13 protein-coding genes are annotated in these 14,544 nt (G+C 42.3%); 5 read left to right on the top strand and 8 right to left on the bottom strand.

What is annotated here, in order from left to right; all coding sequences use genetic code 11:
* Positions 1-409 precede the first annotated feature (409 nt).
* The 6 genes from fni to ACVC7Q_RS06555 all read right to left on the bottom strand — a co-directional run bounded on the left by fni (position 410) and on the right by ACVC7Q_RS06555 (position 6,110).
* Positions 410-1,414, bottom strand: a complete 1,005-nt coding sequence (fni, locus tag ACVC7Q_RS06580) for a type 2 isopentenyl-diphosphate Delta-isomerase (RefSeq protein ID WP_447265274.1) — start codon at positions 1,412-1,414, stop codon at positions 410-412.
* Positions 1,411-2,418 carry a phosphomevalonate kinase gene (locus ACVC7Q_RS06575; protein WP_447265273.1) on the bottom strand — a complete coding sequence of 336 codons (1,008 nt, stop codon included), beginning with the start codon at positions 2,416-2,418 and terminating at the stop codon, positions 1,411-1,413. The genes fni and ACVC7Q_RS06575 overlap by 4 nt, the downstream gene beginning before the upstream one ends.
* The gene (gene mvaD / locus ACVC7Q_RS06570) at positions 2,408-3,358 is read right to left on the bottom strand and encodes a diphosphomevalonate decarboxylase (RefSeq protein WP_447265272.1); all 951 of its coding nucleotides are present in this window, start codon (positions 3,356-3,358) and stop codon (positions 2,408-2,410) included. The genes ACVC7Q_RS06575 and mvaD overlap by 11 nt, the downstream gene beginning before the upstream one ends.
* Complete coding sequence (mvk, locus tag ACVC7Q_RS06565; protein ID WP_447265356.1) at positions 3,340-4,218, bottom strand: mevalonate kinase; 879 nt, start codon at positions 4,216-4,218, stop codon at positions 3,340-3,342. The genes mvaD and mvk overlap by 19 nt, the downstream gene beginning before the upstream one ends.
* 172 nt (positions 4,219-4,390) lie before the next feature.
* On the bottom strand, positions 4,391-5,332 hold the full coding sequence (locus ACVC7Q_RS06560) for a serine hydrolase domain-containing protein (protein WP_447265271.1): 942 nt from the start codon (positions 5,330-5,332) through the stop codon (positions 4,391-4,393).
* 10 nt (positions 5,333-5,342) lie between these two features.
* Positions 5,343-6,110: a CppA N-terminal domain-containing protein gene (locus ACVC7Q_RS06555; RefSeq protein ID WP_447265270.1), complete on the bottom strand. Its 768-nt coding sequence runs from the start codon at positions 6,108-6,110 to the stop codon at positions 5,343-5,345.
* 211 nt (positions 6,111-6,321) lie between these two features.
* Between ACVC7Q_RS06555 and ACVC7Q_RS06550 the strand changes: the two genes are divergently transcribed.
* The 4 genes from ACVC7Q_RS06550 (at position 6,322) to ACVC7Q_RS06535 (ending at position 11,753) form a co-directional block, all read left to right on the top strand.
* The gene (locus ACVC7Q_RS06550) at positions 6,322-8,610 is read left to right on the top strand and encodes a Xaa-Pro dipeptidyl-peptidase (RefSeq protein WP_447265269.1); all 2,289 of its coding nucleotides are present in this window, start codon (positions 6,322-6,324) and stop codon (positions 8,608-8,610) included.
* A gap of 104 nt (positions 8,611-8,714) precedes the next feature.
* Positions 8,715-9,209 (top strand): DUF536 domain-containing protein, encoded by a 495-nt coding sequence (locus ACVC7Q_RS06545; RefSeq protein ID WP_003008835.1) that lies wholly within the window; start codon positions 8,715-8,717, stop codon positions 9,207-9,209.
* A 53-nt stretch (positions 9,210-9,262) separates the two neighbouring features.
* The gene (locus tag ACVC7Q_RS06540; protein ID WP_447265268.1) at positions 9,263-9,856 is read left to right on the top strand and encodes a 3'-5' exonuclease; all 594 of its coding nucleotides are present in this window, start codon (positions 9,263-9,265) and stop codon (positions 9,854-9,856) included.
* A gap of 322 nt (positions 9,857-10,178) precedes the next feature.
* On the top strand, positions 10,179-11,753 hold the full coding sequence (locus ACVC7Q_RS06535) for an ATP-binding cassette domain-containing protein (protein ID WP_447265267.1): 1,575 nt from the start codon (positions 10,179-10,181) through the stop codon (positions 11,751-11,753).
* A gap of 99 nt (positions 11,754-11,852) precedes the next feature.
* Here the strand turns inward: ACVC7Q_RS06535 and ACVC7Q_RS06530 are convergent, their stop codons facing one another.
* The gene (locus ACVC7Q_RS06530) at positions 11,853-12,152 is read right to left on the bottom strand and encodes a YbaB/EbfC family nucleoid-associated protein (RefSeq protein WP_447265266.1); all 300 of its coding nucleotides are present in this window, start codon (positions 12,150-12,152) and stop codon (positions 11,853-11,855) included.
* Positions 12,153-12,368: 216 nt separating this feature from the next.
* Between ACVC7Q_RS06530 and ACVC7Q_RS06525 the strand changes: the two genes are divergently transcribed.
* On the top strand, positions 12,369-13,118 hold the full coding sequence (locus ACVC7Q_RS06525; RefSeq protein ID WP_447265265.1) for an FxLYD domain-containing protein: 750 nt from the start codon (positions 12,369-12,371) through the stop codon (positions 13,116-13,118).
* A gap of 255 nt (positions 13,119-13,373) precedes the next feature.
* On the opposite strand, the gene ACVC7Q_RS06520 is transcribed toward ACVC7Q_RS06525, so the two are convergent.
* Positions 13,374-14,318, bottom strand: a complete 945-nt coding sequence (locus ACVC7Q_RS06520; protein WP_447265264.1) for a cell wall-binding protein — start codon at positions 14,316-14,318, stop codon at positions 13,374-13,376.
* Between the last annotated feature and the right edge of the window lie 226 nt (positions 14,319-14,544).

The raw sequence follows: 14,544 nt of genomic DNA, 5'->3' as shown, positions 1-14,544 counted from the left end.
AACCGTAAACGATTCGTAAACTATCAGAATTTTTGAGGGTAAACACTTTTAAAAAAAGAAAGGATCGTTATTTTTTGCCAATCCTTAGAATATAGATAAAGTCAACTTAAAAACTTTCCTTAGGTTCAAAACTCCCGTGTACTTGAATTTATCATGTTTCAAGCACTTTTCTCACGGAGTAAAGTTTTCGTATATCATGAATCATTTTAAAAATTAGTTTCTATACGTTTAGAGAGTGGGACAGAAATCGGTAATTCGTTAGAATTCGATTTCGTCGTCCCACCTCCGCACAGTTGAGTAGGGCTGTAAAAGCTGATGAAAGCAGCGTAGTAGAGCCCACTCAATCACTGCGTCTTGCTCGACAATCCAAAAACAATTAAGAGGCTAGGACTTTTGTCCCAGCCTCTTTTCATTTTCTCTGTTGCTTCGCTTGCCACAATTTTCCATAGAGGAGATAGTCGACTTCTCTGAGCTCTTTCAGGTTCTGACAACCGAGCGCACAAAGGAGTAATTTAAGGTCTTCTTTCCATCCTTGGACAATAGCAATCACTTCTTCGATGCTCTTGGTCTCTACCATCTCAAGAAAAACGCGGGAAAGTCCTACGCCACGCGCTCCAAGGACCAAGGCCTTGACCATATCAAGGGGATGACGGATGCCACCACTCGCGAGGATCTCAACCTGATCTATCTGATCTTGTAACTGTAAGAGACACTGTACAGTTGATTGTCCCCAATCATCCAGATAAGCGCGATTGCCACCACGACGATTCTCAATATAGGCAAAACTAGTGCCACCACGGCCAGAAATGTCAACTGTTTTAATCCCACCCTCTAGTGCCAGCTGAACTGTTTTAGGATCCATACCAAAGCCGACTTCTTTCAGGACTACCGGCACAGGAAAGGCCTGCCCATAGCTCTGGAGATGGTCTTTCCAAGTGTGGAAAATCCGCTCCCCTTCTGGCATGAGTAACTCTTGCATCAGATTCACATGAACTTGAAGAAAGAGAGGTTGTAGTTCTTCCACTGTTCTTAAGCCCAAGTCCGGATCTTTATCGAGGCCAATATTGGTCGCTAACAGAAGACGAGGGTGATCTGTTTTGACAGCGTACGATTGATCGCTCGGATCCTTCAGCCCTGCACTGTAAGAACCAGTCACAAAGAGAATCCCACAGGCTTGGGCTACTGCTGCCAACTTTTGATTGATCTCTTTGGCCCGTTTACTCCCGCCTGTCATGGCATTGATATAAAAAGGAACCTCCCAATCACGCCCTGCGAAATGGGTCGTTAGATCAATCTCCGCTAGATCCACAAGTGGGAGGGAACGGTGAATTAGCTCGATCTCATCAAAGCTATTATAGGAGGAGCTTTGCTCCAAAGCATAGCGAATATGCTGGTCTTTTCGATTTTCGCTCACGAATCTCCTATCCTTTCTTGGTAAATGACCTCAATATCCTGTTCCTTCCAGCGATCTATCAAGGTCTGAGTCTCAACTGTGTCAAAACTAAGGGCAATCCCACAGTCGCCTCCTCCAGCGCCACTAGATTTGGCACAAGCCGTTAGGCCATCTGTCGCTTGTTGCAGGACTTTTAGAGCCGGGGTATAGATCAGATGGTTTAAGGATTTTAGGTTCTGATCTGCACGTTGGATACTGGCCTCGATCTCCCTTTGGTTTCCTTCACGGAGACCTTTTTCAAGATTCTTCACTGCAGTCTGACTTTCCTTGAGAAAGTCTTCCTTGATCGCACCCTTGATCTGGCGGATCAAATCACTTGAAATCGCTGGTTCCTTGGTCCAACCAACCAAAAAATCATAAGAGACGGCTGGCTGGATCACTCGGATCTGGTAGTTCCAATCCAGGTCTAAAACTTGTGAGAGGGGCTGGGAAGTCAAGACTTCATGCAACCAAGCCCGATCAAAGGATTGGTAATAAATCAAGTCCTCATAGGCAATACAAGCCAAATCGCCCATGGAACCATTGTCCCCTCTTTGCACTAAGACGACTGCTGCTAGTCGAAAAAGCAGATCGGAGCTTAGGTCTAGTTCATACAAAGCAGCCATGGCCTTGATCACGAGCAAGACAACACTTCCGCTGGAACCAATCCCATACTTCTTCCCCTCTTCCCCCAGTGTCCCCCTAAGGTAAAGATCAAGGGGTTTCGGGGCTATTCCCTGATCTTTCAACCATTCTTCCATGAGCTGGATAGTCTCTTGAATCAAGGCGTAGTCCTTATTTGGGGTCAAATCCACCTTGTAACCAAAGAGATCTGAGACCAACTGGTAAGTGTTAGCTTCTTGAATGGTAGCTGACAGATAAATGGGAATAAACTGAATCACGGCTCCACACCCAGGCGTTAACACCGCGTATTCTCCGGCTAGATAGAGCTTGCCTCCAGTCTGTACCTGATACTTAGTCTTCATCTTGAGGGTCCTTTGTCTTAGATACGATGGTCCGATAGCGGGCGTCAAATAAAGGCACCAGCTGATCCAAGTCTTCTTCTAGACAGAGGACTTTAACATTTGGCCCTGCATCCATGGTAAAGTAACAAGCATGGCCCGTTGCGCGAAGATCACGGACAAAATCCATGGCTTTGTAGCTTTCTTCTGTCAAGTAGCTAAAGGCTGGAGTGGCTGTCCTGGTCGTTCCATGCATGGCAAGGGCATTGCGCTCTGTCAAGTGGCCGACCCGTTCAAAATCATTGGCAGCTAGATAGCCCAGCATGTCCTTGTAATCTTGACAAGACTCCTCCACCCATTCTTTGAAATTGGTCGAGGTTTCCATGCAGCGTTTCATCCCTTCGCGGCTAGAAACGGGCTTTTGCTTATCATTGAGAACCAGCATAATCATAGCCAGTTTCAGGTCTGTTTTGACCTTATAAATTGCTCCACTTTCTTTGTCCCAGGCTGCTAAGGGACCAAAGAAAGACCGTGAAGAGGAACCTGAAGCAAACTTGGCTTTTTGAGCTAATTCCTCCTGAGTTAAGCCCAAATCATAATACCGATTGCAGGCCTTGACAAGAGCAGAGAGGCCGCTTGAGCTAGAGGACAAGCCTGCTGCGGTTGGCATATTGTTGCTGGTATCCACCCGAACAAATCCTGCTTCATCTGCTGGCTTCAAACCATCAATAACAGCCCCAATTTTGGCCTGCTCAGCTGGATGTTGGAATTCCCCATCGATGTAAAATTCATGCGCTGTCGCATCTGCTGGCAAGGGAGAGAGACTCGTCTCTGTATACATATTCTCTAAGGTCAACGAAATCGAACTGGTCGAAGGAACCATCTGTTTGGCATCTTCTTTTCCCCAGTATTTGATAATCGCGATATTGGCATAGGACTTAGCCTTTACAGGTTTTCGATCCATGTATGGTGCGCTCCTTCTTTTTCTAATGCATGGGCAATGGTTTCTGCTTCACGAGAATCCTTAACGAGGGCAATCACACAGCCTCCAAGACCCCCCCCACTCATTTTAGCCCCTAAGGCCCCATTTTCAAGGGCAACAGCGACCAGGTGATCTGCTTCTTTACAGCTGACACCAACGGCTCTCAAGTGGTCATGACAAGCCGTAAGAGCCTGCCCAAGGCAAATGAGATCCTTTTCTTTCAGAGCCTCTTCTACCTGCTGGGTCAACTGACCAATCTCATGGAAATGGGACAAAACTTCCTGCCCTTTAGCTTCAACCTTTTGAATCGCCTCACGGGTATTGCCGTGAATCCCCGTATCCGCAATCACCAAACTTGCTTTTATACCCAGCTCCAGCGGGTAAAACCCGACATTCCGGATGAATTTAATGGCTTGATCGCTCAAACAGGTCTTGGCATCGAGCCCACTTGGATTCATATGGGCAATGGTTTCTGCTCGATTGACCAGGATTTCTAAAGTCTCATCATCCAGCTCCTCTTGATAATAGTCAAAAACTGCACGAATAGCTGCGATACTGACCGCCGCAGACGATCCCATCCCCCGTTTTTCCGGTACCATAGACTGAATCCGGCAGCGAATCCGGGCCTCACGAATCCCGAGGTGCTCAAGAGACGCAAAAACCGCCATGGACAAGGTGTCGTCTTCAAACAAAATCCATGGACTGTCTGCTGGAATAATCTGGCAGGTCACTTCGATATGATGGAGAGGCAGGGCAATAGCTGGATAGCCATAGACCACCGCATGCTCCCCAATTAAGATAATTTTACTATGCGCCTTTCCGACGCCTATCTCTTTATGCATATTCATCTCGCTCTATTAAGGTCATTACTATTTTAATATAAATCAGCCAAAAAAGCGATGCTTTTGAAGGAAATCCAACCTAAGACGGAGTCCAATAATGAATCACCCAGAAGAGCCCCTTTTTATTGACAGACAAGAAAAGGCCGGGATCCGTCATCCCAGCCATCCATTTCTATTTCTCACATTCTTGTTTGATCAAGTCCATCAAAGAGTTGCGGTCCAGGATCCATTGGGCCCGTTCGTCCTTCTCATAGGTCCGGTTGGACAAAAAGATCACAGCTTCCTGCTTCTTTCGATTGTACATGATAAAGGTTCCTGTATAGCCTGTATGATCCAACCAGTCCCCCTCTAGATTCCATCCGAGAGCGCGGGTCTTACCCTCTTCAGGCGCAAAATTCTGAGACAAGTCACGCGCAAAATCATCCTTCAGATAATGCTCTAAGAAGCTCTCTAGATCTGAAACAGTCGAAAAAAGTCCAGCACTACCCGCATGACAGCCCAATACTCTCGCTTTTGGATCATGGACATTTCCAGAAGCAACCCCACGGACCGTTGGTACCGCCTTTTCGACCGGTCCAAACCGGGTTTCCGCCATCTTCCAGGGTGCAAAAATCAACTCTTCAAACAAGTCATCCAAGGACTGACCAAATGCTTCTTCTAACCAAAAACCTAGCAAAAGAAAATTGACATCGGTGTAATGAAAACTCTTGTCCTCTTTTAACTGCAAATTTTCAAGGGCTTCTTTCAACTGTCCCGCATCCAACTGGTCCCGATTGGGAATGTAGGGATCGAGCCCAGAAGTATGGGTCAAAAGTTCCCGGATGGTCGTCCCTGAATGAGCAAAACGTGGGTAGACCTCTTTAAAAGGGCGATCGAGCGCAAGCTCCCCTTTTGCATACAAAAAGGCACAAATGGTAGCGACTCCAACAACCTTGCTGACACTCGCCAAATCATAGACCAGATCAGCCTCTACTGGCTCTCCTTTTTCAGGATCTGCTAGTCCCAGATAGTGCTCACTCCACTGACCATTTCGGTAAAGCGCAAGAGAGGCACCTGGATAGATGCCCTCTTGGATTTGTTCGGTGATTTTTTCGATGATTGCCTTCACGCTCATCACTCCATTCTTATTCTTCATAAGAAATATGGACCTGATCTTGATTGGCTTCAAACCAGAGTTCGATCTGGCTCGGATCCTTAGCAATCAAAAAAGTTCCCTTACGGTGCACAAAATCGACAGCTTCTCCTAAGCTTTCTTTCAGAATTTCTACATCAAAAGGAGCTAATTCGACCTTGATCATACTCAAATCCCAAGTCACATGGTTTCCCACTTGGAGATCTTCTCCTTGAGCCTCTTGCAAATGGATAAGATGTGCCAAAGTTGGCAAGCCGCTATAGAACTTCTCAGCCTTAGCAAGATCGGCCACATTGACCTCAAGGAAGTCCACATCAAAGTTCGTCAAACCTTTGAAATCTTCGGGAACGTCTACAAGAGGAGCACTGTCTATGAGTGCTAGGCTTTTAAGATCTTCTTCTGCGTGTACGAAAATGGTATCTCCTTGAGGAGACACTGCTTCAAAGGCGCGTCCCTTGGCACCTTGGTAAAGGGCAGTTGTTTCTGGCTGGCGGGCCAATAAGTAATCAATTTCTTGAGCTTGTGCCACTTTCACCACGATGCGACCCAATTTCTTTGGACCTTCGACCTTACGCGAACGCATACTCGGTGATTCTTCTAAAATGATTTTTTCTACTTTTGAGGCATCTCCTAAAGATAGGAGAGCTCCTTCTTCTACTAATACTTTCATTCCCAATGTCTCTTCATAAAAGCGTTGATTGACATTTCGGTTATTCACTTTCAAGACTGGGATCACTCTTACGATCTGATTTGCTGTCATACTTTCCTCCAAGCACTTTTTATTGTAAAAGATTTTCTGGCTTTTTACAAGAAATTTTGCGCAGATTTATGAAAAACTCTATCGACAAGCTCTTTCCCTATTTTCTTTAGACAATCCCTTTTTGATTCAGTATAATAGAAATTGTAACGATGGGAGCGCTTATATGATGGCTGACCCAAATTGAGATGTGAACAAGATCGGAGAATCTACGATGAAATTTAATCAATTTAGCTATATTCCTACGGCTGACGACAAGATGAAGGAAGAATTGGCTCTTCTGGGCTTTCGTTTCCAAGAAGAGAGCGATCCCAAAAGAATGCTGGAGGCCTTTGTACGCCAAGTGTCTTTCCAATACAAGGACACAGACTACGCCTTATCCACTCTTGTGGCAGATAAAGAAACCGATTTGCTAGACTTTTTCAACTCTGAAAAACCCTTAAGAGCAGATGTCTTTTATACCATTGCCTTTCAATTACTAGGCTTTAGCTTTTTTGTGGATTTTGAAGATAGCGAGGTCTTTCGAAAGGAGACCGATTTCCCCATCACGTATGGTCCCCTCCTAGAAAATCTCTACCAACTCCTGAACACCCGCACTAAACGGGGCAATACCTTGATCGATCAGTTGGTCAGTGATGGCTTAATCCCTGAGACCAATCAGTATCACTATTTTAATGGCAAGAGCCTCGCAACCTTTACGAGCCAGGATGCCATCCGTGAAGTCGTTTATGTCGAAAGTCGGGTCGATACCGACAAGGATGGTCTGCCAGACTTGGTCAAGGTCAGCATCATCCGTCCTCGCTATGAAGGCAAGATCCCAGCTGTTATGACCGCAAGTCCCTATCACCAAGGGACCAACGACAAGGCCAGCGACAAGGCCCTCTACAATATGAATGTCGACCTCGAGGTCAAAGAACCTCATACCGTTCAACTAGAAGAACCTCAATTAGAATTGGTGGAACCTGTCGGTTCAGCCCAACTAGTCGACGAGGCTGAAGAGCTCCTAACCCATATCAACTCTAGCTATACCCTCAACGACTACCTGCTTCCACGCGGATACGCCAATCTCTATGTGTCTGGAGTTGGAACAAAAGATTCGCAAGGCCTGATGACCAACGGAAATTACCAACAAATCGAAGCCTATAAGAATGTCATCGACTGGCTCAATGGTCGTTGCCGCGCCTTTACAGACCATACACGCAAACGCCAAGTTAAAGCTGATTGGTCTAATGGCAAGGTCGCAACCACAGGGATCTCTTACCTTGGAACCATGTCTAACGGCCTTGCGACCACAGGTGTGGACGGCCTAGAAGTCATCATTGCGGAGGCTGGAATCTCTTCTTGGTACAACTACTACCGCGAAAACGGCCTCGTCACAAGTCCTGGAGGCTATCCAGGTGAAGACTTTGATTCCCTTGCCGAATTGACCTACTCGCGCAACCTTCTGGGTGGAGACTATTTGCATCACAATGCGGCCCACCAAGCCGATCTAGATATCGTGAAAAAAGAGCTGGGCCGCGCTTCTGGAGACTACAATCAATTCTGGCACGACCGCAATTATCTCTTAAACGCAAATCGGGTCAAGGCAGAGGTGGTCTTCACTCATGGTTCGCAAGACTGGAACGTCAAACCTCTTCATGTCTTTAATATGTTCCAGGCCCTTCCAGCAAGCATCAAGAAGCACCTCTTCTTCCACAATGGGGCCCATGTCTACCTCAACAACTGGCAGTCCATTGACTTCCGTGAAAGCATGAACGCCCTCCTCTCTAAAAAATTGCTGGGCTACGATTCAAGCTATGAATTGCCTACTGTCATCTGGCAGGACAATACAAGAAAACAAAGTTGGACTTCCTTGGATGATTTTGGCAACCAAACCAATCAGCGGACCTTCTCTCTGGGAGACGACGAAAAAGTCATCCAAAACCGCTACGAAACAAAAGATTACGAGCGCTATGGCAAGGCTTATCCGACCTTCTTAACGGACCTCTACCAGGATAAGGCGCAACAAGTGACCATTGACCTGCCAATCGAAGAAGACCTACACCTCAATGGGAAAGCTCGCCTTCATCTGCGACTTCACTCCAGCACTAATAAAGGCCTGCTTTCAGCACAACTCTTAGAGCTTGGAAGCAAGAAATACCTCCAACCCTATCCTGCTGTCTTGTCGGTCCGTACGCTGGATAACGGTCGCTACTATATGCTCGACAATTTGACTGAGTTGCCTTTCAAAGAAGCTGGCCAACGAGTCATTTCGAAAGGTTATCTCAACCTCCAAAATCGTCATGATCTCTTAGAGGTTGAGGCCGTGACGCCAGGCGAGTGGATGGAATTTGACTTTGATCTTCAACCAACCATCTACAAGCTCGAAAAAGGAGCGACCCTTCGCCTGGTCCTTTACACAACGGACTTTGAAATCACTGTGCGCGATCAAACCGATTACCAACTGACCATTGATTTAGCACAATCCAGCCTCCATCTTCCTGAAATGATAGAGACCCGCTAATCGTGGTATCAAAGCTTGCCCTTACTTGGCTTCATTTGACAGCTTAGCCCACTTATGTTACTATCTAATAGAGTATTTCATAGAAAAAGATATTAGAGGAAGTTATGGCGATTGAAAAAACTGTCAGCGAAATTGCTGAAATTTTAGGAGTCAGCCGCCAAGCGGTCAATAACCGTGTCAAGGCGCTGGCTCCAGAAGATACCCAGAAAAACGAAAAAGGGGTTACCGTTGTAACCCGTAGTGGCTTGATCAAGCTCGAAGAAATCTACAAAAAAACTATTTTTGAAGATGAGCCAGTCAGCGATGATGTGAAGCAACGCGAATTGATGGAAATTTTGGTGGATGAAAAAAATGCTGAAATCGTCCGTCTCTACGAGCAACTCAAGGCCAAAGACGAGCAACTCGCTAAGAAAGATGAACAGTTGCGCGTGAAAGACGTTCAAATTGCTGAAAAAGACAAGCAATTGGACCAACAACAACAATTGACTTTACAAGCAATGAACGACCGCGATACCTTGAAACTTGAACTCGAACAAGCCAATGAAAAAGTTCAAGAGCAAGAAAGCAAAGGTTTCTGGGCACGCGTTTTCCGTCGATAATCTGGGGCTGGATCCTACCAGTCCCTTTTCTTATCTAGCACAGGAGATTTCCCATGAAAATATTAGAAGATTATATCGCCTTCGATCTCGAATTTAACCAATACGAAGATGCCTATCAGATCATCCAGGTATCTGCCGTGCGTTTTACGGACGGTAAAGAAGTCGACCACTACGACTCCTACGTCTACACCGATAAGCCTCTAAAAAGCTTTATTAACGGCCTCACTGGCATAACCCAGGACAAGATCCAACCTGCTCCACAACTAGAGCAGGTCCTCGGTGAATTCAAGGCCTTCGTTGGAGACCGCCCCTTGATTGGATACAATTCCAAAAAGAGCGACCTTCCCATCCTACTTGAAAATGGCTTAGATTTAGAAGAGCAGTACGCTGTCGATGTCTTTGACGAAGCCTTCGAACGTCGTCCATCTGACCTTCATGGCATTAAAAATCTCCAACTCCACACCGTTGCAGAATTTTTGGGAGTCGCAGGAAGATCACACGATAGCTTAGAAGACGCCCGCATGACAGCTCTTGTCTACCAACAATTCCTCGAATTCGATCAAGGCCGCACCCTCCTTGAAGAACAAGAGGACTTCTCCACCAACCCCTTTGGAGGCTTGGACTTATCCGGATTTTTTGATGAATAAAAAGGCTCAAAACTGAGCAGTACTCCTAGAGTTAGATGTTTTCATATCTTTCTTTGGGGGTGCTTTTTATTTCATTTCTGTAAAGATTGACTAAAGCAAATTTTCATCAGACAGACAAGTAGAGCATTTTCAAAGGCTTAACTTAAAGTATTAGTTATTAAAGATTTAATCATTTCTAATTTTTTGAATATTCATTGACCAGACTATTTTTTAGATGTATAATGAGCATGTAAAATATATCACAAAGAATAATATGTAATAAGATTTAATGATTACATCTGATATTTCTCAATCATAGGGTTCTATTTTCTAGGAGAGATTTATGATTCATATCTTTAAATATCTTGATAAAAAAACAAAATACCTAACCATTATTGGTGCACTGGCAAACGGGGGTCTCGCTTTGGGGCAACCCTTGGTTGTTGCCAAAGCACTATCAATAGATCAAAATAACCTTACCTATTCTTCTATTTGGAAATTTGCCCTCTTTGGTTTTTCTGTCTATTTTGCTTTGTATAGTCTAATGTTATTTTGTAATCATGCAAATAATGTCTTTCGACGTGAAATTCACATGAATATACGAACGGCATTGTTTCATAAGTTAATGGAAGACAGAGAATATAGTGAAGATGAAAAGATTACCATGCTGACACAGGATATGGAATTTTTAGGAGATAACTTTTTTGAACGCTATATGTCTATTTCATGTTGGGGATTTGGGGCGCTGATTACGGCGATCTATATCATTGCCCAAAATGTTTTATTGGGTTCTATCTTTGTTTTCTTCACGATCTTACGTCCCATTCCACAATTCTTAATGAATAATAAACTAAAGAATTCAGGGGATGAAATGTCTCAGGGAAGAACAGCCGTTCATAACCAAATCTCTGATAGTATTCGAGGGGCTCAAACCTTGCGGATGAATCAAGCCTTGCCTGAAAATTCTCAGCGCGTCTGGAATATCAATCTTCGTTATCAACGAGCCATTCAAAAGTTTGTTTTTACCCATAACATTGTTTTCTTTTGTAATGGTTTCATGGTCTTTCTTAGCCAAGTACTCCCCTTGGTATTGGGGTTCTTCCTTGCCATGCATGGTCATCATGTTTCAGTGGCTAGCCTGGTTGCAATGTATATTGCTGCTGGTCAACTGGTAGGTCCTATACAAAATATCATGTATGATGTGGTTGAAGTACAAGGAGCCAAAACAACAGCAGAAAAGATTTTCGGAATTTTAAATCGAGCAGATGATAGTGAATCGGACAATCATTCGATCTCACAAGTAGAAGAACTAGAAATTTCTCATTTAAGTAAATCTTATAACGGTAGAGAGATTATACGCGATCTTAATCTAGCCATTCAACAAGGCGAAAAAGTCCTCATCAAAGGGCCAAGTGGTTGTGGGAAATCAACCCTCTTTCGAATGATCACAGGGGAAGAAAAGGCGGATGATGGGACGATTACTTGTCGGACAAGGGATGGAGCAAAAACAAGTTATTTTATTCGTCAGGTAGGTATCATCAGTCAGCATCCTTTCCTCTTTAATGATACTGTTCGCTACAATCTTAGTTTGGGACAAGAGTTTTCAGATCAAGAATTGGAGACCGTTTTGAGACAGGTCAAACTCGACCATGAATTAACTGATGGACTTGATTTTGTAATCACTAATAACGGAGAAAATATCTCAGGCGGACAACGAGTCCGGATTGAACTAGCCCGCTTCCTTCTTCGTAAAAAGGATATTTTATTAGCAGATGAGGTGACTGCAGCTCTTGACGTAGAAAATAGCCAGATGGTTAGAGATTTGATTTTCTCACTACCGATGATGGTGTTAGAAATCGCTCACCATATTGATAATGAAAGTCGATACGATCAAGTCATTGAACTAAGAAAAGAATAAAATTACTGACACTAACCTGAAAACAAATCGTTAGTATATCAAAGAAAGAAAAAAGGCTCAAAACTGAGCCTCTTTTTAGTTGATGAAAACTTTCTTTGCTTAAAATGGCAATTTCCCTGCGAACGCACCGAGTTTTTTCTTAGTTGCAGCATCAATTTCTTCAATGGCGGCATTGATGGCTTGCACCGTCATATCAGAAAGCGTTTCTGTATCTTCTGGGTCAACCACTGCGGCGTTGAAATCGATGGAAACGACCTTCTTATCGCCTGTCAGGGTTGCAACAACCAAGTCCTGAGCAGATTTCCCTACAAATTGAGTTGCAGCTAATTCTGCTTGGCTTTGCTCCATTTGCTTTTGCAATTTTTGAGCTTGCTTCATCATACTTTGCATATTCATCATAGTAATTACATTCCTTCCAACTTCTGAAATTTACAGTTCATTATACCATTTTTTAAACGCTTGGAAAAGCTTTGGTGAGGGAACATATGAATTCTCTCTGAAATATTATGAAATGAAATAATTTTTTCAACCCATCTATTTAAGGTGAAATAATTCTTGCCTAAAATACTTACTAACTGGCATAATAATCCTAAATAGTGAAATCAAGGTGAAATTATGTTAAAAAAGGTAATATGTATAGTTCTTTCGACAATTCTTTTGGTAGGTTGTACCTCGAATTATGAAAACAAAAATTATGATAGTGAATTCCTTACCTCGTTGTCAAAAGGGTTAGATAAAAGACGGAAGGATAATGATAAATTTCCAGATGAATCAGCCAAAAATTATAAATTATATATTAACGATGAATTAGACGAAGTTAAAGATTATGGTGATAAAAAATTCAAGAATGATAAACTGAAAGAATTAGCTATCAGATATATCAATGTTCTTAAAGAGGGAAAGGAAATAGCTTCTAATTTTGGAGCAGATTCTTTTGAAGATCAGTGGAGTGAACATCAAAATAAACGTTATGAATTATTGGTTGAGATCAATAATATTTCTGAAATCCCTGTACAAGATAAAGATGGATTAAATGAAGTTTTGGCGGGAGGAAAAGAAGTAAAACGTGATAATAAAGTTCGTAAAGATTTAGAAAACATCATCAATTCAGCAGATTTTAAACCAGATGATAGTAATTCTTATTTAGCAGGATATTCAGCAGTTGTTGAAAACACAACCGAATATGATATAGAGGCATTGACTGTGGAAGTAAGTTTGTTTGATGAAAATTATGTCTTATACAATACAACTTATATAAATGTAAACAATTGGAAAAAAGGTACAGAGGCTAAATTGCATTTTATTGATACTGATGACAAAGAAGGAACATATGAATTGTCATTGAAGTATTATGAGGTCAAATAATTGTTTTTAACCAATATAAATTTCCTTCTTTTATTCAACTTGTTTCTATTTGTTGATATAAAGCAACACTAAAGGGTTATGTTCTGTATTACAAAAAGATTAACCCTTTTTTTATTTAACCTTAATTCGTCAATTACCTTTAAAAGTTTTTTTAATCCATATACTTGCTTCCTAAAATCATAGATCATAACATTATTTTCATAGTTAAAAACACTCCAAAAGTTAGAAACATCTTACTTTTGGAGTGTTAATTAATTAAGGTTCGTTATTGATAATAGAACCATCAATACCGAATGTATAAGAAACACCATCTATAACTAAAGTTTTATTCGATGCAAAAGCACCACCATCGTTAGGATCCGCATAATATTTTCTTCCATTTAATTCTAGCCAGCCTGTTTTTAAATCACAATTAGCTGGGTCAAAATAATAAATTTTTCCATCTTGAAACGTAACCTGACCAGCAAATGCCTCACCAAATTCGTTAAAATAATACGTTTTTCCATCTATCGTTTGCCAACCTAATAATTGTTCTCCACTTTCAGGGGCGAAATAACACCATACGATACCATGAAGCCCCTGTTTAGATATCCAGCCCGTTTTCATATCGGAATTAACTGGATCGAAATAATAACTTTTATCACCTATCTTTTGGAAACCTTTTAACGCGTGATGGAGAAAGTAATACCATTTCCCATCTATATTTCTCCAACCGGTAGCTTTTTCTCCGCTTACAGGGTCGTAATAATTCCATTCCGTACCAGTATATCCTGGATTAGATATCCAACCAGTTTTCATATCACCATTAACTGGATCAAAATAATAAAGTTTTCCATCTAAATTTTGTTCACCCATACGTGCCCCATTTGTCGTAAGGTAATACCATTTTCCATCTATCTGTTGCCATCCATATTTTTTCTCACCACTCACTGGATCAAAATAAGACCAGTTTTTGAATATATCCCCATTAGCATACCTCCTCACCTCTAGATACCAGCCGGTCATCATATAACCTCTTTCATCAAATTTATACGACTTCCCGTCAATCTGAGCTTCTGTATCTTTATAATAGGAACCATAATCTGTTTGATACCACCAACCAACATTATCTCGATGCCAATCAGCCTTTACTTGAGATGCTGTAGTTAAAAGCAATATTACTAATGCCCCACCTAGCAAAAATTTAGTTGCTTTTTTCATCTTCATTTCCTCCTTATATTTTTGTATACGCTTTCATTGTAGCATGTTTATTACTCTAAATCAAATAATGTGTGGATATAGCGGGGTCATTATCAACGAATTCAAATATAAATTCCGTCTCTTTTCTGTCCCTTCACTATCCATTTTTAGATAAAATTAGAGAAGATGTCATTGGAATAGAACTAAAAAGTCAATAAAAAAATAACGCTCTCTAAGAAAATGGAAA

It is taken from the genome of Streptococcus sp. W151, from assembly GCF_053010205.1.
The sequence above is the reverse complement of the archived record's forward strand: the minus strand, read 5'-3'. Positions and strand labels throughout refer to the sequence as shown.